We start from the raw sequence: 23307 nt of genomic DNA on the forward strand, positions 1-23307 counted from the left end.
TCAAGACAGCCTCTTTATCGTCTTCGCCAGTTGGCAGAAAGGAAAAGTAATCGATTAAATCTTAATTCATAAATAAAATCAATAATATTGGTTGAAAAGAATTGACAAACAATGGCGTACACGACAATTTTATAATCAATCACCAACCCGGTTAATAAAAATATCATCATATTGATGCCCATCATCACTTTTCCTGGACTCCAATTTTTATAGGTAGCAATCATTAGCGCAGGAATGACCATCCCGCCGCTTGATGCCCCTGCACGAATTAAAAGGCCAACGCCGATGCCAAAAAAGATGCTGCCGCAAACCATATCAAACACCATATGAACGTGATGATGTGGTATTTGGGTTGTAATGACGCTAACAACTGTAGAGGTAGTAGCGACTGATAGAATGGTTCGAAATGTCCATGTATAGCCAAAATATTTTAGCGCAAAAAGTAAGAAGACAATATTGGCCAGCCATAGGGAGAAGCCAAGCGATAAACCAAACCAATAATTCATTAAGATGGCCAGTCCTGCCGCACCGCCGGAAGGGATGGAATGGGGAAATAAAAACAGGGACATTGACAATCCTTGCAAGGTTGCACCAAAAAGCAAACATAGGTAAATTAATACTGTTTTTTTCATTATTTAAAAGAAATAATCTCTAAAAATACTCTTCATACCATTCACTGTTTTACCTCCCTGGACATGCCTTTCTTGTCCATTTTATGAGTGAAGAAAAAAGAATATGTAGGAATATTTTGTGAAAAAACAAAGTTTTCCCAATCTACCAATGTTTTAAATTGCAATATTAGGATTGAAAATCAAAATTATTAAGATTAATATTATAATAAGATTAATGGACTATTATCATATGAAATAGTGAAAATGAACTAGTACACCTAGACCTTTGACAAGCCAAATTGGAAGTAGGATCATTTGACTATTTCTAATTTGGCTTTTTTATAAATAATGAAAGGAACTTTTGATCGTGATGCAAAGTTCTATAACTGATATTAAAAAGGAAAAGCGGATCTTGTTAGAAAAGCATTTAAATGGCAGCCTGAATAGCTATCAGTCTTTGTTCGCATGCGATTCTGATGCCATTTATGCGATGGATTTAGATGGTTATTTCATTCCATTAAACCCTGCTTGTGCGCTCATTTTTGGATATAATTCGGACGAATTTTCAAAATTAACGTATATGAAAGTCATGAAATTGGAGCACCTGGATCGAGCCATTTCATTTTTTTACAAGGCAATTGATGGCAAATTGCAGAATTTCGATTGTCAAATCGTTCATAAAAGTGGGAAATTAATTGATTTAAATATGACAAATTATCCGATTGTCATCGATGGTGAAATTGTGGGCGTTTATGCAGTAGCCAAGGATATTACGGAACTCAAACAAAAGCGGAAAAAGCTTATGGAAGATATTCAGCAGCGGGAGAATACCTATCGGGATATTGTAGAGCATTCACCTGATGCCGTTGCGATTGTTAAAGATGAGCAAATTCTATTTGCCAACGATACGGCCGTGGAATTAATTGGTGCGAAGGCTAAAAATGAAGTGATTGGAAAAAGCGTATACGATTTTTTGGACAGCCCTTACTCTGACATTGTGAAACAACGGGCCAAGAACGTTGAAAACGGCAAGGCTGTTGATTTTATCGTGGAAAAGCTTGTCCGTTTAGATGGCACGATTATTGAAGTCGAAGTAAAAGCCATTCCGGCCATTTATCAAAACGAACCTGCACGTCATATTATCATTCGGGACATAATGGAGAAGAAAAGAACGCAAAAATTGCTTCTCCAGTCTGAAAAGTTAACAGTAGCAGGGCAGCTTGCTGCTGGAATCGCCCATGAAATAAGAAATCCATTAACAGCTATAAAAGGCTTTATTAAACTAATGGATACAGGCCGTGAATTTAATTCTGGATATTTGGATATTATCAATTCTGAAGTGAACCGTATTGAACTGATTCTCAGTGAATTATTGCTGCTAGCGAAACCGCAGTCTATGAAATTTGAGAAACGTGATTTGCCGACCATTTTAGAACATGTTAAAACGCTTGCTGATACACAGGCAATTATGAGAAATATAGGGATTCATATACTTTACCTGACTGAAATCCCTGAAGTTTATTGCGATGAAAACCAGCTTAAGCAAATGTTTATTAATTTCCTCAAAAATTCTGTTGAGGCCATGCCTAAGGGTGGAGAAATCATCATAGAGGTTCAATGTACAGATTCCAACCAAATAAAAATCCGGTTTATTGACCAAGGATGCGGGATCCCGAAAGAGCATCTCGAACGAATCGGCCAGCCATTTTTTACAACCAAGGATAATGGAAATGGATTAGGATTGATGATTAGCATGCAAATTATTGAAAATCACAATGGCACAATAAATATCTCAAGTGATGAAAATGGAACTACGATGGAGATATTACTGCCAATACAGTGAATGGTAGCGGACGGAGGAAAGACCGTCCGTTTTTTTTATTGACGATATGTGGATTTTATGATATTTAAATAGTTGTTAGCACTCAATGTGATAGAGTGCTAATCATTTGATTTATTGACCTCCTGCAATTATGATGGAAAGGGTAAAAATGGAAGGAGAATTGGGTATGGAAACAAAACAATTTAAAGCGGAATCGAAACGTTTATTAGACATGATGATTAATTCGATTTATACGCATCGCGAAATTTTTCTGCGTGAGTTAATCTCCAATGCCAGTGATGCGATCGATAAAATCTATTACAAAGCATTAACAGATGATTCCTTGGCATTCGATAAAGACAATTACTACATAAAGGTAATCGCTGACAAGGAAAATAGAACTTTACGATTAATTGATACTGGGATTGGGATGACCAAGGAAGAATTAGAAAATAACCTTGGTACGATTGCCAAGAGCGGATCTTTAGCGTTCAAAAGCGAGAATGAATTGAAGGATGGCTATGATATCATCGGCCAATTTGGTGTTGGCTTTTATTCAGCATTTATGGTTGCGGACGTAGTAACTGTCATTAGCAAGGCATTAGGAAGCGACGAGGCCTATAAATGGGAGTCACAGGGTGCCGAGGGCTACACGATTGTCCCTTGCGAGAAAGATACGGTCGGTACTGAGATTATTTTAAAGATCAAAGATAATACCGAAGAAGAAAATTATGATGAGTATTTAGAGGAATATCGTTTAAAAGCGATTATTAAGAAATACTCTGACTTTATCCGCTACCCTATTAAAATGGATGTGTCGAAAAGCCGTCTTCAAGAGGGCAGCGAAACGGAGTATGAAGATTATCAAGTCGAAGAAACCATCAACAGCATGGTGCCGATTTGGCGGAAAAATAAAAACGAACTGACAGCCGAGGATTATGATAATTTTTATGCGGAAAAGCGGTACGGCTTTGACAAACCGCTGAAGCATATTCATATCAGTGTGGATGGAGCGGTCCGTTATAACGCGATTCTTTATATTCCAGAAAGCATGCCGTTTGACTATTATTCTGCAGAATATGAAAAGGGTCTAGAGCTTTATTCGAGCGGTGTTTTAATTATGAACAAGTGCGCCGACCTCCTGCCTGACTATTTCAGCTTCGTTAAGGGAATGGTCGACTCAGAAGATTTATCTTTGAATATTTCACGTGAACTGCTCCAGCACGACCGTCAATTAAAGCTAATCGCGAAAAATATTAATAAGAAGATTAAGAGTGAGCTGGTAAGCTTATTGAAAAATGAACGGGATAAATATGAGCAGTTTTATCAAGCATTTGGCCGCCAGTTAAAGTATGGCGTCTATAGCGAATTTGGCGCTCATAAGGAAGAATTGCAGGATTTATTGATGTTCCATTCCTCAAAAGAGAAAAAGCTCGTAACGTTAGATGAATATGTTTCTAGAATGCCGGAGGACCAAAAATATATTTTCTACGCCACTGGCGGTTCCAATGAGCGGATCGAAAAGCTTCCGCAAACGGAGTTGGTTGCAGACAAAGGCTATGAAATTCTTTATTTTACAGATGAAATTGACGAATTCGCGATTAGAATGCTGATGAGCTACAAAGATAAAGAGTTTAAGTCCGTTTCTAGTGGTGATTTAGGCTTTGAGGCAGATGAAAAGTCTCAGGATTCGGAAGCAGAAGAGCAGGATAACAAAGAACTGTTTGATTATATGAAGGAGACTTTGGCGGGCAAAGTGAAGGATGTCCGTGTTTCCAAACGCCTGAAGTCGCACCCGGTTTGCTTATCAACAGATGGGGAAGTTTCGATCGAGATGGAAAAAATCCTAAACGCCATGCCGAACAGCCAGGGAATTAAAGCTGAGAAGGTACTAGAAATCAATGCAAATCACGAAGTGTTTGCATCCTTAAAAGAATCATTTGCCGGAGACAAAGATAAGCTGACATTGTATACCCACCTATTGTATAATCAGGCACTGCTAATTGAAGGCCTGCCAATTGAGGATCCGGTTGAATTTACGAATAACATTTGCAAAATTATGGTGTAATGATTGATGAAAGGATTGCCGTGATACGGCAATCCTTTTTCATTTTAATGAATATTTCCATCCACATATTTACCGTAATCCGGAATCGCTAAGCTATCAAAATTATTTACCAGCCGCTCAAGTCCGCTGGTTAATGCCTCGCCTGACAGCGGAGCACCATGCCCTGTTATCGCTGTCGAAGGATTTAGTTCAGCCAGCTTTTTAACCGAGTCCCAAGCGGCCCTCCAATCCGTTGTGAAGTATCTAGGAGGACCATTTACTTCCTCCTCCTGGGTCATGACCTTATATAAAGAATCCTGTTTCACATTGATGAATGCATCTCCTGCAATCAACGCACGGTCTTCATCTCTAAAAAAGGAAACATGTCCAGGTGTGTGGCCTGGGGTGTGGATCCAGCGAAAACCAGGCATATCTGGAACGCTCCCATCAGGAGGAAGTTTTTCTACATGGTTACCGAGGTTAATCGGCTCATTCGGAAACAGAGGTGACATCTTTGCCACCATCCCGCCTTCCACACTGGGGTCTGGATCAGGGTAGCTCTTTTGCCCGACCAAATAAGGCAATTCAATTTCATGAGCATATACGGGTACTTGCCAATGATCCACCAGTTCGATTATTGCTCCAACATGGTCAAAATGACCGTGCGTTAAAATAATCGCTTTCGGGCGGCACCCCTCGCCAAACCGTTCTTCTGCTGCTTCGATAATTTCGTCTGCAGACCCCGTCATGCCGGCATCTACTAAAACAAACTCGCCGTTATCAGGGTTACCGACAAAACAAATATTGACGATTTGGATGGTATAAGAAAATAAATCCGGCAAAACCTGAATCCCGACCCCGCTGCCAATAGAAGTGGCCGGAATAAATTTATAATCACTACCATATGACATTTCTTTATCCATTAAACGATCCCCTTATCAATTTCCTAATTTTAGGGATAGTTTTCCGCAGTTTAAAACGATTATTCAAAAACAGCTTAGTTAGGCTCCACATGGACATTAACATCAAACACATCGTGTTCCTTGATTAGGGCATTTTCCACCTTTGTGGCAACATCATGTGCCTCCCGAATATTTAGATTGGAATTGACGAGGATTACCACATCAACAACAGCACTGTTGCCATAATTCCGTGCTTTGATGTCCTTTATTCCTTTAACCCCAGTAATCCCTTCAATTGTATTTTTAAAAGAATACATTTCCTTCACATCAAAACCATCGGTTAAGCTGTGGGAGGCATTTCGAAAAATATCCCATGCTGTATTACAGATAAGAAGTCCTACGATTACTGCTGTAATTGGATCTAGCCATGGCAGATTGAATTGAGCGCCAATAATCCCTGCAGCAGTTCCGAGGCTCACCCAAGCATCAGAGAGATTGTCTTTCGCGGCAGCCATTACCGCCTGGCTGTTAATTTTTGCAGCAAGCTTATGGTTATGATGATAGACAGCATACATGACTGCGCCACAAAAAATTCCGGTCACGGCAGAAAGGGGGTCTGGCGACTCGCTCTTTCCGTTGATGATGGTGGTAACCGCATCATATAGCACCTCAATACCCACGGCCATCATGATAAAAGAAGAAACCATGGAGGCAACAGTTTCCGCTTTCCAATGACCATATGGATGGTCTTTATCTGCAGGCTTTTGTGAAAGTTTTAGCCCGATTAATACAACAATAGATGCGATGACATCCGTACTGTTGTTTAGCCCATCGGCTTTTAGTGCCTCCGAGTCGGATGCATAGCCAACTGCCAGTTTTAAAATGGATAGAAAAATGTATGCCAAAATACTGATATATGCGGCTTGTTCTCCTTTTTTTAATGCTAAATACTTTTCATTTTCCATATGTATTGCCCCTTAGCTTTTCATTCCCTTCATTATCTTAGCAATCTATTATTATGTGGGTCTAGAGAAACCTTTTTAGTCCTGACTTAAAATTCTTATACTAGGAAAAAAAGTTTAGTATGGGCAAAACAGATATCTGCTTTGATGAAAAAATAGTTAAAATATTTTCACCATTTATATTGACAAATCCCTATGTGTCTAGTAGGATTAATTTCATCAACTATATATATAAATTCCTATTGGTCTAGTGGGATTAATGCTAAGGAATTGAAACAGTAAAATGCCTTTCCTGGAATAGGATGAATTTTTTAGGAAAAGGGGGCGAATCGGCTGAAAACACCAGATGAATGGCAAGAAATTGCGGCACACCTTAGGCCGATGCTCGAATCAATCAAATTCGGATCGATTACACTTGTTGTCCAGGACGGTAAGGTTGTGCAAATTGAGAAAAACGAAAAGGTTCGTCTTCAATCGAATAAAACACGCTGACTAGACAAACTAGAGGCGGTCTTCACCATTAATGGTTGAAGGCTGCCTTTTTTTTAAAGGAATAAGGAGGCTTGCATGATGACAAACGCAGTGACATATGAAAATTGGAATTCCATTTCTGATTCTTTTTCGATTCAAGATGAAACGAAAGGTGCTAAAGCAGTATTGGAATGGGCTTATCAAAATTATTCTGACAATAAAATTGTTTATGCTTCGAGCTTTGGGGCGGAAGCGATTGTGTTGATTGACTTGATTGCTCAGGTAAAACCTGATGCGCACATCGTTTTCTTGGATACAGATCTTCACTTTCTAGAAACCTACGATGTTATCAAAAGGATCGAAGAACGTTTTCCATCATTGAAAATCGAGAAGAAGAAACCTGCATTATCTCTTGATGAACAGGCTGCGCAATATGGGACAGCATTATGGAAACGCGACCCTAACCAATGCTGCCAAATCCGAAAAGTCATTCCTCTTAGGGAAACTCTTACAGCAAGAGATGCTTGGATTTCAGGTCTTCGCAGAGAACAGTCGCCGACAAGGAAAGATACTGAGTTTGTTAACAAAGATGAAAAATTTAAAAATATTAAAATATGCCCGCTGATTCATTGGACATGGGATGAGGTATGGTCCTATATTCGGGAAAAAGACCTTCCATATAACGAGTTGCATGACCACAACTACCCAAGCATCGGCTGCTTCCCTTGTACGCAAGCAGTTGCCAGTGATGGTGATTCCCGAGCCGGACGCTGGTCCGGCAGCAGTAAAACCGAGTGTGGATTACACTCATCGTAAGGGGGCGGTCAAAACGATCACAATCATTGCTATAATGATAGGTTTGTTTTTTGCAGTCAATATCGGGGCTAGCGGGGCAGCTGCTTCAATGGGAATTTCCTATGGTGCCGGCGTTGTCAAAAAACAACTGGCTTTATTCCTTTGTGGAATAGCGGTGTTCCTTGGTGCATGGCTTGGCGGCGGCGAGGTCGTAAAGACGATTGGCGGCGGTATCGTTCCAAGCAGTACCTTTACAAATGCTATTGCCTTAATCGTGTTAGCTTCAGCAGCTATGTCGCTGTTTTTAGCGAATATTTTTGGAATACCGCTTTCGACAAGTGAAGTAGCAGTGGGCGCCGTGGTAGGGGCGGGGATTGTCTATCAATCCGTTTTCGTCGGCAAGCTCCTATGGATTATGGTGTTTTGGCTGTTAACTCCAGTTGCAGCTTTCGTGCTGGCGATCCTTGCTGCTAATCTTTTAAAAATCAAACCTATTAAAAAATTTGTCGAGAAACCAAAAGCAGGACCTCTTGTTGCGGTACTTGTCGTCTTTATGGGATTGTTCGAAGCCTTTTCGGCAGGGATGAACAATGTGGCCAATGCCGTTGGCCCCCTTGTTGCCGCATCATTAATGTCTAAAGAGACAGCCGTCCTTTGGGGAGGTTTGGCTGTATCGCTTGGTGCATTCCTGCTCGGTCACCGAGTAATTGAAACCAATGGGAAGAAAATAACAAAGCTTCGCTTGGAAGAGGGATGTATCATATCCGGTACTGGTGCCAGCATCGTAACAGTTGCATCGTTGTTTGGAATTCCTGTTCCGCTCACGCAAATCACGACTTCCTCCATTATTGGGATTGGTTTTGCTAAATACGGCAAATCAGTCTTGAAAAAGGGAATTGTCGTACAGCTTCTGACGGTCTGGATTGTTTCACCGGTTATTTCAATGGTGCTCTCATACACCATTATTCAATTAGTGATAGTTCGGAATTTTTATCCGATTATTGTCATGGCAGGCGTCCTGATCTCTGTTTTGGGAGTGCTGTTCTTAATGAAACGCACTACATCCGCATCGATTGGTGCGCCTACCGATATTGCAAATAAATAAAAACAAATAGAAGGGTTGATATCAAACATGTCATTTTTACCAAAACCTCACGGAGGCAAACTTATTCAAGCTTTTGATCCAAACTATGATTTATCCAATGCAGCAAAAGAATTAGAAATTGATGCGATTGCTTTAAGCGATCTTGAACTTATTGGAGTGGGGGTTTTCAGCCCGTTAACAGGTTTTCTTGGTAAAGAGGATTATGAATCTGTTGTCAGCAATATGCGTTTAGCCGACAATACGATCTGGTCCATTCCAGTAACTCTTCCTGTATCTTTTGAAGTTGCGGAATCCTTAGTTGTCGGCGAAGAAATTAAATTAAAACATAACGATGAAGTTTACGGTGTGATTAAGGTTTCCGAATGGTATGAGCCGGATTTAAACAAAGAAGCAAGAGAAGTTTATAAAACGGAAGAGCTTGCTCATCCAGGCGTTAAGCGGCTATTTGAAAGAGGACCTGTCTATGTGGCAGGGGAAGTTGTGCTTGTTAAGAAACCTGAAAAAGGTGTGTTCGGTGATGTCTGGTTCGAACCAAAGCAGACTCGCGCCTTTTTTGAAGAGAAAGGCTGGAAAACAGTTGTTGGTTTCCAAACAAGAAATCCGATTCATCGTGCGCATGAGTACATTCAAAAGGCTGCCCTTGAAACCGTTGATGGCTTGTTCGTAAACCCGCTTGTAGGTGAAACAAAATCTGATGACGTTCCAGCTGATGTACGTCTGAAAAGCTATCGTGTTTTATTGGAAAACTATTATCCAAAAGAACGGGTCCAGCTTGGTGTCCACCCAGCTGCAATGCGCTATGCAGGTCCAAGAGAAGCTATTTTCCACGCGCTTGCCCGCAAAAATTACGGCTGCACACACTTTATTGTCGGCCGTGACCATGCTGGGGTAGGGAACTATTACGGTACCTATGATGCGCAATATATTTTCAGCAATTTCACTGAAGAGGAACTTGGGATTAAACCATTATTCTTTGAGCACAGCTTCTTTTGCACTAAATGCGATGGTATGGCATCTGACAAGACCTGCCCGCATGGCAAGGAGGATCGTGTAATCCTGTCGGGAACTAAAGTTAGAGAGATGCTCCGCTCAGGAGTTCTTCCGCCAGCAACCTTCAGCCGTAAAGAAGTGGTCGAGGTCCTGATTGAAGGAATGAGAGAAAAAGCGACAGTATAAGGAGTAGGAAAATGAGCAAATCAACGAATATTACATGGCATAACGCTACCATTACAAAAGAAGACAGACGTGCGCAAAACGGTCATGGAAGCTGCACACTATGGTTTACAGGGCTGTCTGGTTCCGGGAAATCAACAATTGCGAATGCAGTTTCAAACGAATTGTTTCGGCAGGGAATTAACGAATACGTTCTTGATGGCGACAATATCCGTCACGGCTTAAATAAGGATCTTGGTTTTTCTGAAGAAGATAGAACAGAAAATATCCGCCGCATCGGGGAAGTGGCAAAGCTGTTTGTTGACAGCGGCCAGATTGTCACTACTGCGTTTATTTCACCATTCCGTTCCGACCGTGACAATGTTCGTGCGTTATTTCAAGAAGGGGAATTTATCGAAGTTTTCATTGATTGCCCTCTTGATGAATGCGAACGCCGTGATCCCAAGCAGCTTTATGTGAAGGCGCGTAAAGGTGAAATTAAGGATTTTACGGGGATTGATTCTCCATACGAGTCACCGGAAAATCCGGAAATCATCATCCGCTCTGATTTGGTGACAGTTGAAGAAGCAGTGGAACAAGTGTTAGGATATTTACGAAACAAGAATATTATTTAACAAGAAGCGGGTACTATGAAATTACATAGTACCCGTTTGAATGGAAAAAAGGTGAAAGGAGCAGCCGGCATGAAAGCAATTCTCTACATTGGACACGGTACTCGCTCAAGGAAAGGGGCAGATGAGGCAAGGGCGTTTATCCAGCGGATCATAGCCAGAATCGATGTGCCGATTCAGGAAATGAGTTTTCTGGAACTGGCTGAGCCGCTGATTGAAGATGGTTTCAGGCATTGTGTAGAAAGGGGTGCCGCCGAAATAACGGTTGTTCCTCTTTTTCTGCTTGCCGCCGGGCATATTAAAGAGGATATTCCAAATGAATTGGCAAGGCTTCGTGAGAAATATCCTTATGTTAAGGTAAAAGTGAAGGACCCTTTTGGGGTGCAGGGGAACATTCTTGATGGGTTAGCGGAACTTGTGAATGAAGAAGCAGGGACGCTGACAGCTAAAGACAGCATTTTACTTGTCGGCAGGGGGAGCAGCGACCCGGATATACTAGCGGATTTTGCAAACATTGTTGATGGAATCCGAAATCGTCTAGGAATTAATCGTGTTTCTGTTTGCTATTTAGCTGCCGCTGAACCCAGGTTCGATGAGGGATTGGAAACTGTCTGCAACGATGCTGCGGGCCGGGTTATTGTCGTTCCTTACTTGCTGTTTTCAGGACTTCTATTAACGGAAGTGGCCCAAAAGGTGCGGAAAAAAGAAAAAGAAGGGTACTCGATTATACATACAGGTCAATTGAGCAGGCACCATGTGATTGAAGATGTCATTATTAAGCGGGCAATTGAAGATGAATAAGTTTTTTCTGGGATTCGCAGATATATTCAGAAATTCGCAGATAAAATGAAAAATCCGCAGATATATTCAGAAATTCGCAGATAAAATGAAATATTCGCTGATATCGTCACATAATTCGCAGATATACGAAAATGCTTCCCAAATAAGCTTTTTATTGGATTGATTTTTCTTGTTGAGATAGAATTTTCATTGGGTATAAGTGCCATAATAGGTTGGTATATGCCTAAAAATCCATGAAAAAGGTGAAAGCAATGCTTGAAAGCTTAAAAGATACGACTACATTACATAATGGTGTTGAAATGCCTTGGTTTGGCCTTGGTGTTTTTAAAGTGAAGGAAGGGTCAGAGGTAATTGACTCTGTAAAGGCAGCCATCAAAAATGGCTACCGCAGTATTGATACTGCAGCGGTTTATCAAAATGAAGAAGGTGTCGGTCAGGCCATCAGAGAGTCCGGTGTTTCTCGTGAGGAGTTATTCATCACTTCAAAGGTATGGAACTCTGATCAAGGTTACGAGTCGGCACTTCAAGCATATGAAACTAGTTTAAATAAGCTGGGACTAGATTACCTTGACTTATACCTCATTCACTGGCCAGGCAAAAACAAATTCAAAGAAACGTGGAAAGCCCTTGAAAAATTATATAAGGATGGCCGCGTTCGTGCCATCGGTGTCAGCAACTTTAAGGTCCATCACTTAGAGGAACTATTAAAGGATGCCGAGATTAAACCGATGGTGAATCAAGTGGAATATCATCCACATTTAACTCAAAAGGATTTACTTGCTTTTTGCCAAAAAGAAGGGATTCAACTAGAAGCATGGTCTCCTCTTAAGCAAGGTCAGTTATTAAACGACCCTACATTAAGCGAGATTGCTGAGAAATATGGAAAATCCACCGCCCAAGTGATTTTACGCTGGGATTTGCAATCAAAAGTAGTTACTATTCCGAAGTCCATCAAAGAGCAGCGTATCATAGAAAATGCCGATATTTTCGATTTTGAACTATCAACAGAGGATATGGAAAGAATCGATAGCTTGAACAAAGATGAGCGGGTCGGTCCAGATCCGGATGATTTTACGAACGGATTTACCGAATAAGGGCGCACAAAAAAAGCGAACAGCCGCAAAACTGTTCGCTTTTTTACGATTAAATTAATGCCCTAACTCCACATCGTCGACGTGCTTGACATGGCGGCGATTCATTAAGATAAATACTACCGATACAAGGACAAATCCTGCACCTACAATAAATGGTGTTGACGGTGAATAAATTTCTGCAAGCTTACCGGCCGTATATGGTGCAATGGCCCCGCCAATAAAGCGCAGGAAGCTATATGCAGCGGATGCAGTCGCTCGTTCGACCGGTGCCGAGTTCATAACTGCCGTTGTAATAAGAGTATTATTATTCCCAAGTAAAGCCCCTGCAAAAATAACAGCAGCTATAATAACCCACTGGGTTGAAGTCCAAATACCCATTGCCAATAGGACTAACGCAAATATTGTTAACATTGCGCTCATTGAATTGATCGTGCCAAACCTTTGCTGAAGCTTTGGAGCAGTCACAACTGATGTAATGGCAAGCAAAATACCCCATCCCAGAAACACATACCCCAAGCCATGTTCGTCAAGACCCATTACAAATGGAGCGTAGGCAAGGAGGGTGAAGAAACCAAAGTTATAAAGTGCCGCAGCAATACCAAATACCAATAATGAACGATATTTTAAGGCGCGGAATGGATCAAGCAAGGAAGTTTTCTTTTGTTGTGTGTTCTGCTGCTGATGTGTTCGCGGCATTAATATCAAAAGCCCAACGAAGGCTACAATCATAAGTGTGGCAACACCGAGAAATGGACCTCTCCAGGAAATGGCCCCAAGCCAGCCACCAAGTAAAGGACCTACAGAAATCCCTAAACCAATAGCAGCTTCGTAAAGGATGATGGCTTTTGCGGTCCCGCTGTTAGAAAGAGACACAATCGCCGCCAAGGCAGTTGCGACAAACAGTGCGTTACCAAGGCCCCATCCGCCGCGTAGGCCAACAAGTGTCCAGATTCCATTTGAATAGCCGCCAAGCGCTGAAAAGACAGCAATTATGATAATTCCGGCAATTAGTGTCCATTTAATGCCTAGTCTTGATGAAATCGTGCCGGTGATTAACATGGCAACGGCCATTACAGCATTGTAGCTTGTAAAAAGAAGTGTAACCTCACTGTGGGAAGCGTGTAATTGGTTAGCGATTGCAGGTAAAATCGGGTCGACAAGTCCCAGACCCATGAAGGCAATAATGCAGGCAAAGAAGACAGCCCAAACGGCCTTTGGCTGCTGAAGAAGATTTGATTCTTCTATAGAAGTCATGCTAGTAGTTCTTGGTACAACAGTTTGTGATGTTGATGACATCTGAATCCCCCTTGTTTTATCTTTTCTTTGTAAGTATTAAAAATAGTTGTATAATGAAACTATATATTTGTATTATACAACCATTTTTCACTACGTCAATAGTGAATTCGCCTATAAGTTATAATTTTGGGCGCTCGTATGATATCATAGAACAAGAAACGACACCTTGTGAGGTGATAATTATGTCTGAAGAATCCCTTGAAACGATTGAACTTGAACTGGCGATTATGATTCGCCGTATCACATCCTATTCTTCCCATAAAAGAATTGGCAATCTTGATCGTTCCGCGTATCTTCTCTTACATCAAATTGCAACAAATGGTCCAGCAGGAGTAAAAACATTAGCAGGACAATCCCAACTGGATATTTCCACAATAAGCAGGCAGGCATCCGCGTTAGAACAAAAAGGCTGCCTATATCGAATTCCTGATCCAACAGATGGAAGGGCATATTTCTTAGATGTTACTGAATTGGGTTTAAGGAAATTAAGGGAAGAGAGACAAGCGAGGAAGATAAGGGTAGGAGAAGTGACAAAGGACTGGTCCGACGAAGAACGGGCCACATTTGGCAAACTTTTAACAAGATTTAATATTGCAGCCATTCAAGAATAAAAAGGAGGATAGACCAAAACCAGGTCATCCTCTTTTTTAATTATTTTAGTGTGTCTCATATGGCGCTAATAGCTCTAAAAATTTTTCAAATGGCATTTGGCAGGCTGGGTATTTTTCAAGTAAATCCAGCATCGTAATGCCTTTATCTACAACGTGAGCCTTATAGGCATCTTCAGTTAGAAGTGCTTCTAATTCTTTTTGATGAGGCGGGCATACTGTATGTTCAGCCAGCTCTTGAAGCTGCGGTCGGGTAACAGTTTCTTCTAAATTAACCTTTAGACTTAGTAAGTCGCTGACTCGGACTGGGATATCAAGTGGCAGCCGGGTCGCAAATTGCTGATTCCCGCTCAAGACAACCTGTGTGTTTGTATCTAGTGCGAAGCGGTTAAGAACACGTTCAACCGTCTTAATAGAATTACGCGTTTTCACAGTCTGTACCGCAGTACCTCCTGAAGCATGCTCCGCGGTTTGTACTTCATCGACAAATTGGACTGTCAATGCCTGGTTCGTTTCTTCTGATTTATTTTCAACATTTAGTCCTAATGCCTTGAACACATTTGGCCATAATTGCTCATGCCATTTTTCAAATTGCTGATCAAAATCACTGCTTGCATCCCCTTGGCCTTTTGGCGATATTCTGTTAGCACCTTTTTCAGCAAGCTTTTCGTCAATCAAGTTAGGAACACTTTGATAGGTGTTCGCCCAGTTTGTATCTCCGCAGCCAAAAACAGCGTAACGGACACCATCGAGCACCTCACCCTCAGACTCTTTCAACCACTTGACAAACTTTCGAGCGTTCTTTGGCGGATTACCATTATAAGAGGAAGTGACAATTAGAGTAACTCCTTCTTTTGGTAGTACGCCAACGTATTCGTCAAGCGGAGCTATTTCACTTTTGAAACCTTTAAAACGAGCACTTGTTGCCAAATCTTTTGCAATTCCTTCCGCGGTCCCCATATTGGAACCATATAGCACAAGTAAGGGTGTGTTATTTCCAATTGAAGAATCGTATTGTTGGTTAGCTGAATGTAAGGCAGAAGAGCTTTTTTCTTCAGCAGGTATTACAAATGAATCAACGAAACGGTTATCACGCAGCTGGACGCTCATTGTGAAGTTTTCGGGCTTCAGCGTCATTGTTTGTTTAATTTTTAATTGATAGTTCGTATGGTCGATTAAATCAAAGTTTTGCAAAATCATTCCTATTAATAATGTTGCCTCGTGAAGGGCAAACTGCATTCCGATACATGCACGTTGTCCATTGCCGAAAGGTTTATAGGCGTCATGCGGTATTTTTTTCGGGTCTTCAAACCGTTCAGGACGAAATTCTTCAGCATCTTCACCCCAAGCTTCTTTGTCGCGGTGCAGTTGAGGGAGGAGAATGGCAACCGTCTGCTTTTTATTGATCTTATATTTATTTCCAAGAACCATATCTTCCTTGGCATATAGGGTAAATTGCGGTGCTGTTGGATAAAGCCTTAACGATTCATTTAAAATCATCCGAATATACTTCAGCTCCAAAACTTGTTTAAAGGTTGGAACTGGTCCTGTCAATACACGGTCAACTTCCGCGCGGGCTTTTTCCAGGATTTCCGGGTGCTTTAACAGCAGGTAAAGCGTAAAGGACAAAAGACCGCTGGTTGTTTCATGTCCTGCAATCAGGAAGGTGATGATTTGGTAACGGATATTTTCATCATCGAGTATTTCGCCTGTTTGCGGATCTTTAGCGCTTAGCATCCGAGCAAGCAAATCTGTTTCCCCTTGATCACCGGATTCCTTCCGTTCAGCGATTAGTTTGTCTACCAAGGAAAACATCGCTTGAATGTTCTTTTGGAATTCCTGGCGTTTTTTCACCATGAATTTATCTTGAATCGGAAGGCGGGTCCCTTTATGCATGGCTTCATCAAGGGCATTCACCATATTGATAATAAAAGGGTCATGCGTTTCACGGTAGAAGCTGTTAAAACGATAGTTAAAACCGCACAAACCAATGGTATCAAGCGTAAGTCTGGTCATATCATCCGGTACATCAATACTCTCATTTGGATTCAACCGGGCCCATTTTTGGACGAGCTGGCTTGCAATGTCTACCATCATGGAGTGGTACCCTTTCATAGCTGACAGACTAAATGAAGGCATAAGAATGTTATGGGCTTTTTGCCAGTTTGGTTCAAATGTTTTTCCTGTGAACAGCCCATCGCCAGCGAATTCGCGGACCTGATGGAGGCCGCCGAGCAAACTTTTATCAAATTTTCCGCTGTTCAGAATCTCGCCGGCCCATTTATGGCCGGAAACAAAAATGGTAGAAAATCCGCCGAAAAATTCCATACGAAAAATCGGTCCGTATTTTTCCGCGATTTTCCATAAGGAGAGTGTCGGGGCCTCCTTATCAATCAGAGGCATGTTGCCAAGTGGGCCATACGTTTTCGGCTGCGGTATCGCAGCAATTTCGGAAGTAGACATATTTGTTTTTACGACCTTCCTTTCTCCTCGAGAATTTAATTTTAAATAATTTTAAAATAATATTTTAGAAGATTATACCATGTATATATTACTAATATAAAGTATTTGATGAGTAAATATTCAGACAAATTTCTACATTTTTTTCATTTTTTGCTTTTACGAAAAAGGCTGAAAAACAAACAAATTATTGAAAACGGTTTCAAAAAAGCGTATATTATAAATAGAGTGAAGTGATATTTAAGAAGATTATAGTGTCTTCTTAAAAGTGTTTGTTGTTCAGGTAATATTTTTTTGAAATAATATTTTTAAAGAATTTTTGCTTTACGAATGAAATTATAGCAGGAATGTAATACAATAGCTTTGTAAATGTTATTATTTATAATAGGATTCTATTAAAATAGAATGCCTAAATACAAAGGTGAGGTAATAAAATGGAAGCGAATACAACAAGGGTTGAACAAGACTTCTTAGGAAAAAAAGAAATACCGGAGAATGCTTATTATGGGATTCAAACATTACGGGCCGTTGAAAACTTTCCGATTACAGGATACCGAATCCATGAGGAATTAATTAAAGCATTAGCAATGGTCAAGAAAGCAGCCGCTATTGCTAATATGAATACCAAACGTTTATACAGCGGACTTGGGGAAAAAATCGTTCAGGCAGCCGAGGAGATCATTGAAGGGAAGTGGCATAACGAGTTTATCGTCGACCCGATTCAGGGTGGTGCCGGGACATCCATGAATATGAACGCAAATGAGGTGATCGGCAACCGTGCACTTGAATTACTGGGACACAAAAAAGGGGATTATAAGCATTTAAGCCCAAATAGCCATGTCAATATGTCGCAATCGACAAATGATGCCTTCCCAACGGCGATCCATATTGCAACACTAAATCTATTGAGCAAATTATTAGAGACAATGCAGTATATGCATAGCGTTTTCAAGGCAAAAGCAAAGCAATTTGAAACAGTAATCAAAATGGGCCGAACTCACCTTCAAGATGCTGTACCGATTCGCCTCGGTCAGGAATTTGAAGCGTATTCCCGTGTGCTTGAAAGGGATATGAAAAGAATTGCTCAATCGCGGAACCATTTATATGAGGTAAATATGGGGGCAACTGCAGTTGGAACAGGATTAAATGCTGACCCTCAGTATATTGAAGATGTGGTAAAACAGTTGGCTGAAATCAGCGGGTTGCCATTGGTCAATGCGGAGCATTTGGTGGATGCCACCCAGAATACCGATGCCTATACGGAGGTTTCTGCCGCTCTAAAAGTATGTATGATGAATATGTCGAAAATTGCTAACGACCTTCGTCTGATGGCTTCAGGACCACGGGCAGGTCTGGCTGAAATTTCTCTGCCGGCACGCCAGCCAGGATCTTCCATCATGCCGGGTAAAGTAAACCCAGTTATGCCTGAGCTTATTAACCAAATTGCTTTTCAGGTGATTGGCAATGACCATACTATTTGTCTGGCATCGGAAGCAGGGCAGCTTGAGCTAAACGTAATGGAGCCTGTTTTAGTCTTCAATCTGCTGCAATCTATCAGTATCATGAACAATGGTTTCCGCTCATTTACTGACCACTGTTTAGCTGGAATTGAGGCGAATGAAGCTAGATTAAAAGAATATGTTGAAAAGAGTGTTGGGATTATTACTGCAGTAAATCCGCATCTTGGTTATGAAGCAGCGGCAAGAATTGCAAGGGAAGCTACCCTTACCGGAAAATCGGTACGTGAGCTGTGCCTCCAGCATGATGTTTTAACGGAAGAAGAGCTGGATCAAATCCTCAATATCTATGAAATGACAAAACCGGGGATTGCCGGAGCGGCACTTTTAGATCGGGATTAAAACTCAAAGAGCGAACAGTTAGTGAACTGTTCGCTTTTTTAAATTTAAATTTGGATGTATTAAGAGAGGTTGTCTAAAAGTTGACAACCTTTCTTTTTTTAACTTAAGTAAATATTCTGCTTCAATAAAGTAGAAAAATTTAAAAAAAGAGTAATAATTCCGAAAATGGGGGCATCGAGAGTTTTTTATAATAAAGGTAAAAGGAAGAAAGGGGAAAGTGGATGAAGACAAAGTTAAAGGGAAGGTATGTTATAGGCTATGACGGGGAAGACCATGTTATCATCGAAAATGCTGAAGTTGTTTATGAACAAGACACTATTATATATGTCGGTAAAAATTACACAGGTGAAATAAATGAAATAATCGATGTAGGGAATGCCGTTATTAGCCCTGGTTTTATTGATTTAAATGCGTTAGGAGATATCGACCATGATATTTTACACCTCGAGGCCAGTACAAACAGACAGAAAAACTTGCTCTGGTCAGCGCAATATATTAAGGACGGACACCATGAAGTGATGACCGCTGAAGAAGAAGCTTTTAAATCTCTTTATGCCTATACGCAGTTAATTCTCCACGGGATTACAACGGCGATGCCAATTACGTCAGTTTTTTATAAAAAATGGGCTGAAACATATGAGGAGTTAGCCGCAGCTGCAAACCATGCCGGAAACCTTGGGTTAAGAATTTATCTTGGTCCTAGCTATCAATCTGGGATCAGGGTAGTACAACCCGATGGTACGATCAAGCTGTATTTGGATGAAGAAGCCGGTAAAGAGGGATTAAAACGAGCGGTTAGATTTGTGGAGGAATTTGACGGTGCTTTTGATGGACTAGTTCGGGGCATGCTTGCACCTGAACGGATAGAATGCCAAACTATCGATAGTTTGTCACAAACGAAGTATTTTAGCGAGAAGCTGGGAGTTCCAATTAAACTCCATGCGGCACAAGGAACCTTTGAATTTCATACCATTGTGGAAAAATATGGGGTCACTCCGATTCGCTTCTTATACGACCTTGGCTTCTTAGGGCCCAAAACTGGGATCCCACACGCTCACTATATTGCCGGATATAGTGAAGCAAAAGTTGGTGAAGGGAACGATATCGCACTTCTGCAAGAAACCGGGACGACAGTGATTCATTGTCCGTTAATTATTGGCAGGCACATGTCAGCTTTAGAGTCCTTTGCGAAATATAAAAGAGCAGGAATTAATATGGCCCTCGGAACGGATACCTTCCCTCCGGATATTTTCCAGAACATCCGGACCGGAAGCATGTTTTCTCGTTTTATTGAAAAAGAAGTGAAAGATTCAACATACGCTGATTTCTATAGGGCAGCAACACTCGGTGGTGCTAAATTCCTAGGCAGGGCCGATCTCGGCAGGCTCGCTGTTGGTGCGAAAGCTGATATTATTGCGATTGATTTGGATGGATTCCACATGGGGGTTCTGGATGACCCAATTCGCACGATGGTAGTAAGCGGAACTGGAAGAGATGTGAAATTATCTATCATCAATGGCAGAATTGTTATGAAGGATCAGCAAATTCCAAACGTTAATTTAGAAGAAATTAAACTCAAAGGGCAACAATACTTTAATAAAATGAGAAAGGGATATATGGAAAGAGATTATCAGCAGCTTCCGGAACGACAATTATTTCCAACATCCTTTAGAGTTGTAGAATCTATTAAAAATGAAAGAAAGTAGTAAAGATATTAAAAAAGGAAGTAAAGATATTTGAAATATTGTTATCTGAATATTTTTATAATTAGACAAAGGTTAAACCCTTTTAAAAAATATTCAGGAGGTAAGATTGATGAAGGGAAATAGGGGGTTAGGAAAATTCTTTATCGTCATGCTCATTATGATGGTAATCATGGCGGGTTGTTCAACCAAAAAAGATGTTAGCAGTGACACCAAAAAAAGTGACTCAGCCGCTAAAGAAGGGGGAACTTTGGTCATAGCACGCTTATCTGATGCTGAAAATTTGGACCACCATTTTATGTCTACCATTAATGCCGCAAGTATTACTCATCGGAAGATTTATGAGGGTTTAGTTGGCAGGGATAAAAATGCTCAAATAAAGCCATTGCTAGCGGAAAAGTGGGAGCAAAAGGATGATACAACCTGGGAGTTTACCTTAAGAAAAGGTGTAAAGTTCCATGATGGGACCGAATTTAAGGCAAATGCTGTTAAAGCTACCTTTGATCGTTTATTAGACCCTAACGTTGGTTCACCGAGAGCGGTTGTATTTAAAATGGTCAAGGAAGTAAAGGTTATTGATGATTATACCGTTCAGTTTATCTTATCTGAGCCGTTCTCTCCGTTACTCTCTATCTTAGCGAGCCATGAAGGCGGTATTATCAGTCCAAAAACGATTGAGAAATATGGCAAGAAAATTATCCAAGAGCCAAATGGAACAGGTCCATTTGTTTTCGAATCCTGGACACCGGGTCAAGAAATTGTCTTAAAAAAGAACAACGATTATTGGGGAGAAAAAGCAAGGGTGGATAAAGTCGTATTCAAGGTTGTTCCTGAAGAAACGACAAGAATATCGATGCTTGAAACGGGAGAAGCTCATATAGCTGAACCGCTTTCCGTACCGATGATGGATACAGTAAAAACTTCAAAGGCTGTCGATGTATACCGCAGTGAAGGATATGGAACAGAATATATTGGTTTTAATGTTCAGAAGAAACCTTTTAACGATGTTCGTGTTCGAAAGGCTATATCCTACGCTGTTGAAATGGATTCCATTATTAAAGGTGTTTATAACAATGTTGGGAAAAAAGCGAATTCCTTATTGGGCTCTAAAGTATTTGGCTACAATGATGCAATGAAGGCCTATGAATATAATTTAAATGAAGCGAAAAAGCTGCTTGCAGAAGCAGGCTATTCGAATGGATTGGAAATAACTCTTAAAACAATGGATAGCAAAGAGCGAATCAATATGGCCGAAGTTCTTCAATCTCAATTAAAAGGGATCGGCGTTAAGGTTAATATTCAAGTATTGGAATATGGAACATTTGTAGAGCAAGTAAACAAAGGTGATTCAGAAATGTTTATTATCAGCTGGAGAAATGCTACTGGGGATGCTGATTACAATCAATATAATCTTTTCCATACAAGTTCTCAAGGTGGGGCAGGAAACACCTTTTTCTACAGCAACAAAGAGGTTGATAGTTTAATTGAAGCAGCTAGAAGAGAAAAGGATCAAGAAAAACGCAAGGAGCTTTATGCACAATCACAAGAATTAGAAATGAAGGATGTAGTTTATATTCCGGTCCGTGTGATAGAAAACCTAGCAGCTGTTTCAAAAAATGTAGATGGCTTTGCGATTAGCCCGTCAGGCTATTTAGAAATAAACGATGTATCTATTAAATAACTTTAAAGCAGATAAAAGGGATATCTCAGTGGGGTACCCCCTTTTATCTTTTGCTCTGAAAAGAAAGGAAGTTAGAGAATGAATAGAAGTTTTTGGTTAAAGAATGTTCGTTTAGAAACAGGTTACATTCAGGAGAACGGAAGAGTTGCAGGGACAAAAACAGGTCTATTTCAGTTATTAATTGAAAATGGCAAGATTACGAGAATAATCGATGCATCAGAGGTACTCTTGAATGAATTACCCGTGATGAACGCTGAGGGCCTGCTTCTGATCCCATCCTTTGTTGAAAAGCATGTTCATTTAGACAAAACCTATATGGGAGATCACTGGAGGGCTTGTATACCAGCATCTGGTGTAATTGAACGGTGTGAAATAGAAAAAAACATTCTTACTTCGATATCATCCAGTACGCAGGAACGTGCAGAAGCGCTGCTTGAGGTGTTATTATCGTTCGGATCCACTCATGTTAGAACCCACGTGGATATTTATCCTGAGGTAAAATTGCAAAATTTAGAAGGAGTAAAACAAGCTCTAGAAACATATTCCTCTAAATTAAGTTCGGAAATTGTTGCCTTTGCCCAGCACGGCTTGCTGCGGCCAGGGACAGTTGAACTTGTTAAAGAAGCATTAAGAAATGGTGCCGGGATTGTGGGTGCTGTCGATCCTGCAACTGTTGATAATAATATCGAAGCATCTTTAGTACAGTTAATGGATTTGGCAGTTGAGGCAAATGCTGATATCGATTTGCATTTACACGACCCAGGACACTTAGGAACCTTCACGATGAAACGGCTGGCCTATTTAACGAAGCAGGCAGGCTGGGAGGGAAGAGTTGCCATAAGCCATGCATTTGGCCTTGGCGATGTTTCGCAGGGAGAGGCCGTAGAAATGGCTGAGATTTTAAAGGATGCAGGAATATCGATTGTGACCAGTCTACCAATCGGCCGCAACATACCTCCTGTTCCGCTGCTTACTGAATATGGAGTAGAAGTGGCTGTGGGTAATGATAATATCTTTGATTCATGGTGGCCAACTGGTAACGGGGATGTACTTGAAAGATTGGGCAGATTAGTAGAAAGAAGCCGCTGGACAAATGAAGTTTCCTTAGGGCAAGCACTTAAATATATTACCGGAGGTTTAACACCGTTGGACAAAGAAGGTAATCAGATTTGGCCAAAACCAGGGAGCACCGCCAATATGATTCTGGTTGAAGCGAGCTGCTCGGCCGAAGCTGTTGCAAGAAGAGCCAAGCGGAAAGCGGTTTTTTATAAAGGAAATATCGTATCTGGCTCACTTTAAAACACAA

19 protein-coding genes are annotated in these 23307 nt (G+C 40.9%); 14 read left to right on the forward strand and 5 right to left on the reverse strand.

What is annotated here, in order from left to right; genetic code table 11:
* Positions 1 to 14: 14 nt before the first annotated feature.
* The gene (locus V5M37_RS10995; RefSeq protein WP_213140525.1) at positions 15 to 632 is read right to left on the reverse strand and encodes a YitT family protein; all 618 of its coding nucleotides are present in this window, start codon (positions 630 to 632) and stop codon (positions 15 to 17) included.
* A gap of 349 nt (positions 633 to 981) precedes the next feature.
* Between V5M37_RS10995 and V5M37_RS11000 the strand changes: the two genes are divergently transcribed.
* Together V5M37_RS11000 and htpG are read left to right on the forward strand one after the other, a co-directional pair.
* Complete coding sequence (locus V5M37_RS11000) at positions 982 to 2454, forward strand: PAS domain S-box protein (RefSeq protein ID WP_423802602.1); 1473 nt, start codon at positions 982 to 984, stop codon at positions 2452 to 2454.
* A gap of 166 nt (positions 2455 to 2620) precedes the next feature.
* A complete protein-coding gene (gene htpG, locus V5M37_RS11005; protein ID WP_423801956.1) occupies positions 2621 to 4501 on the forward strand; it encodes a molecular chaperone HtpG in 1881 nt (626 codons plus the stop codon).
* A 44-nt stretch (positions 4502 to 4545) separates the two neighbouring features.
* Here the strand turns inward: htpG and V5M37_RS11010 are convergent, their stop codons facing one another.
* Positions 4546 to 5403 (reverse strand): MBL fold metallo-hydrolase, encoded by an 858-nt coding sequence (locus V5M37_RS11010; protein ID WP_423801957.1) that lies wholly within the window; start codon positions 5401 to 5403, stop codon positions 4546 to 4548.
* Positions 5404 to 5477: 74 nt separating this feature from the next.
* Positions 5478 to 6347 (reverse strand): cation diffusion facilitator family transporter, encoded by an 870-nt coding sequence (locus V5M37_RS11015; protein WP_423801958.1) that lies wholly within the window; start codon positions 6345 to 6347, stop codon positions 5478 to 5480.
* Positions 6348 to 6725: 378 nt separating this feature from the next.
* Here V5M37_RS11015 and V5M37_RS11020 point away from each other — a divergent pair, with 378 nt between their 5' ends.
* The 7 genes from V5M37_RS11020 (at position 6726) to V5M37_RS11050 (ending at position 12394) form a co-directional block, all read left to right on the forward strand.
* Positions 6726 to 6836 (forward strand): YezD family protein, encoded by a 111-nt coding sequence (locus V5M37_RS11020; protein WP_378581377.1) that lies wholly within the window; start codon positions 6726 to 6728, stop codon positions 6834 to 6836.
* A 75-nt stretch (positions 6837 to 6911) separates the two neighbouring features.
* A complete protein-coding gene (locus V5M37_RS11025; RefSeq protein ID WP_423801959.1) occupies positions 6912 to 7631 on the forward strand; it encodes a phosphoadenylyl-sulfate reductase in 720 nt (239 codons plus the stop codon).
* Between the two features lie 34 nt (positions 7632 to 7665).
* Positions 7666 to 8715 (forward strand): anion permease, encoded by a 1050-nt coding sequence (locus V5M37_RS11030; RefSeq protein WP_423802603.1) that lies wholly within the window; start codon positions 7666 to 7668, stop codon positions 8713 to 8715.
* Between the two features lie 27 nt (positions 8716 to 8742).
* The gene (gene sat, locus V5M37_RS11035; protein WP_423801960.1) at positions 8743 to 9891 is read left to right on the forward strand and encodes a sulfate adenylyltransferase; all 1149 of its coding nucleotides are present in this window, start codon (positions 8743 to 8745) and stop codon (positions 9889 to 9891) included.
* 11 nt (positions 9892 to 9902) lie between these two features.
* Positions 9903 to 10502, forward strand: a complete 600-nt coding sequence (gene cysC, locus V5M37_RS11040) for an adenylyl-sulfate kinase (protein ID WP_423801961.1) — start codon at positions 9903 to 9905, stop codon at positions 10500 to 10502.
* 15 nt (positions 10503 to 10517) lie between these two features.
* Positions 10518 to 11300 carry a sirohydrochlorin chelatase gene (locus tag V5M37_RS11045; RefSeq protein WP_423801962.1) on the forward strand — a complete coding sequence of 261 codons (783 nt, stop codon included), beginning with the start codon at positions 10518 to 10520 and terminating at the stop codon, positions 11298 to 11300.
* 251 nt (positions 11301 to 11551) lie between these two features.
* Positions 11552 to 12394: an aldo/keto reductase gene (locus V5M37_RS11050; RefSeq protein ID WP_423801963.1), complete on the forward strand. Its 843-nt coding sequence runs from the start codon at positions 11552 to 11554 to the stop codon at positions 12392 to 12394.
* A 54-nt stretch (positions 12395 to 12448) separates the two neighbouring features.
* Here V5M37_RS11050 and V5M37_RS11055 read toward each other — a convergent pair whose 3' ends face one another.
* Positions 12449 to 13690 carry an MFS transporter gene (locus tag V5M37_RS11055; RefSeq protein ID WP_423801964.1) on the reverse strand — a complete coding sequence of 414 codons (1242 nt, stop codon included), beginning with the start codon at positions 13688 to 13690 and terminating at the stop codon, positions 12449 to 12451.
* Between the two features lie 182 nt (positions 13691 to 13872).
* Between V5M37_RS11055 and V5M37_RS11060 the strand changes: the two genes are divergently transcribed.
* Positions 13873 to 14301: a MarR family winged helix-turn-helix transcriptional regulator gene (locus V5M37_RS11060; RefSeq protein WP_423801965.1), complete on the forward strand. Its 429-nt coding sequence runs from the start codon at positions 13873 to 13875 to the stop codon at positions 14299 to 14301.
* Between the two features lie 45 nt (positions 14302 to 14346).
* Here the strand turns inward: V5M37_RS11060 and V5M37_RS11065 are convergent, their stop codons facing one another.
* Positions 14347 to 16761 (reverse strand): cytochrome P450, encoded by a 2415-nt coding sequence (locus tag V5M37_RS11065; RefSeq protein WP_423801966.1) that lies wholly within the window; start codon positions 16759 to 16761, stop codon positions 14347 to 14349.
* A 431-nt stretch (positions 16762 to 17192) separates the two neighbouring features.
* Between V5M37_RS11065 and aspA the strand changes: the two genes are divergently transcribed.
* The 4 genes from aspA to V5M37_RS11085 all read left to right on the forward strand — a co-directional run bounded on the left by aspA (position 17193) and on the right by V5M37_RS11085 (position 23300).
* On the forward strand, positions 17193 to 18617 hold the full coding sequence (gene aspA, locus V5M37_RS11070; protein WP_423801967.1) for an aspartate ammonia-lyase: 1425 nt from the start codon (positions 17193 to 17195) through the stop codon (positions 18615 to 18617).
* 221 nt (positions 18618 to 18838) lie between these two features.
* Positions 18839 to 20323, forward strand: a complete 1485-nt coding sequence (locus V5M37_RS11075) for an amidohydrolase family protein (RefSeq protein WP_423801968.1) — start codon at positions 18839 to 18841, stop codon at positions 20321 to 20323.
* 109 nt (positions 20324 to 20432) lie between these two features.
* Positions 20433 to 22001: a glutathione ABC transporter substrate-binding protein gene (locus V5M37_RS11080; RefSeq protein ID WP_423801969.1), complete on the forward strand. Its 1569-nt coding sequence runs from the start codon at positions 20433 to 20435 to the stop codon at positions 21999 to 22001.
* A gap of 78 nt (positions 22002 to 22079) precedes the next feature.
* Positions 22080 to 23300 (forward strand): amidohydrolase, encoded by a 1221-nt coding sequence (locus tag V5M37_RS11085; RefSeq protein ID WP_423801970.1) that lies wholly within the window; start codon positions 22080 to 22082, stop codon positions 23298 to 23300.
* Positions 23301 to 23307 lie beyond the last annotated feature (7 nt).

This window comes from Neobacillus sp. SAB-20_R2A, from assembly GCF_049568635.1.
GTDB lineage: Bacteria > Bacillota > Bacilli > Bacillales > Cytobacillaceae > Neobacillus > Neobacillus citreus.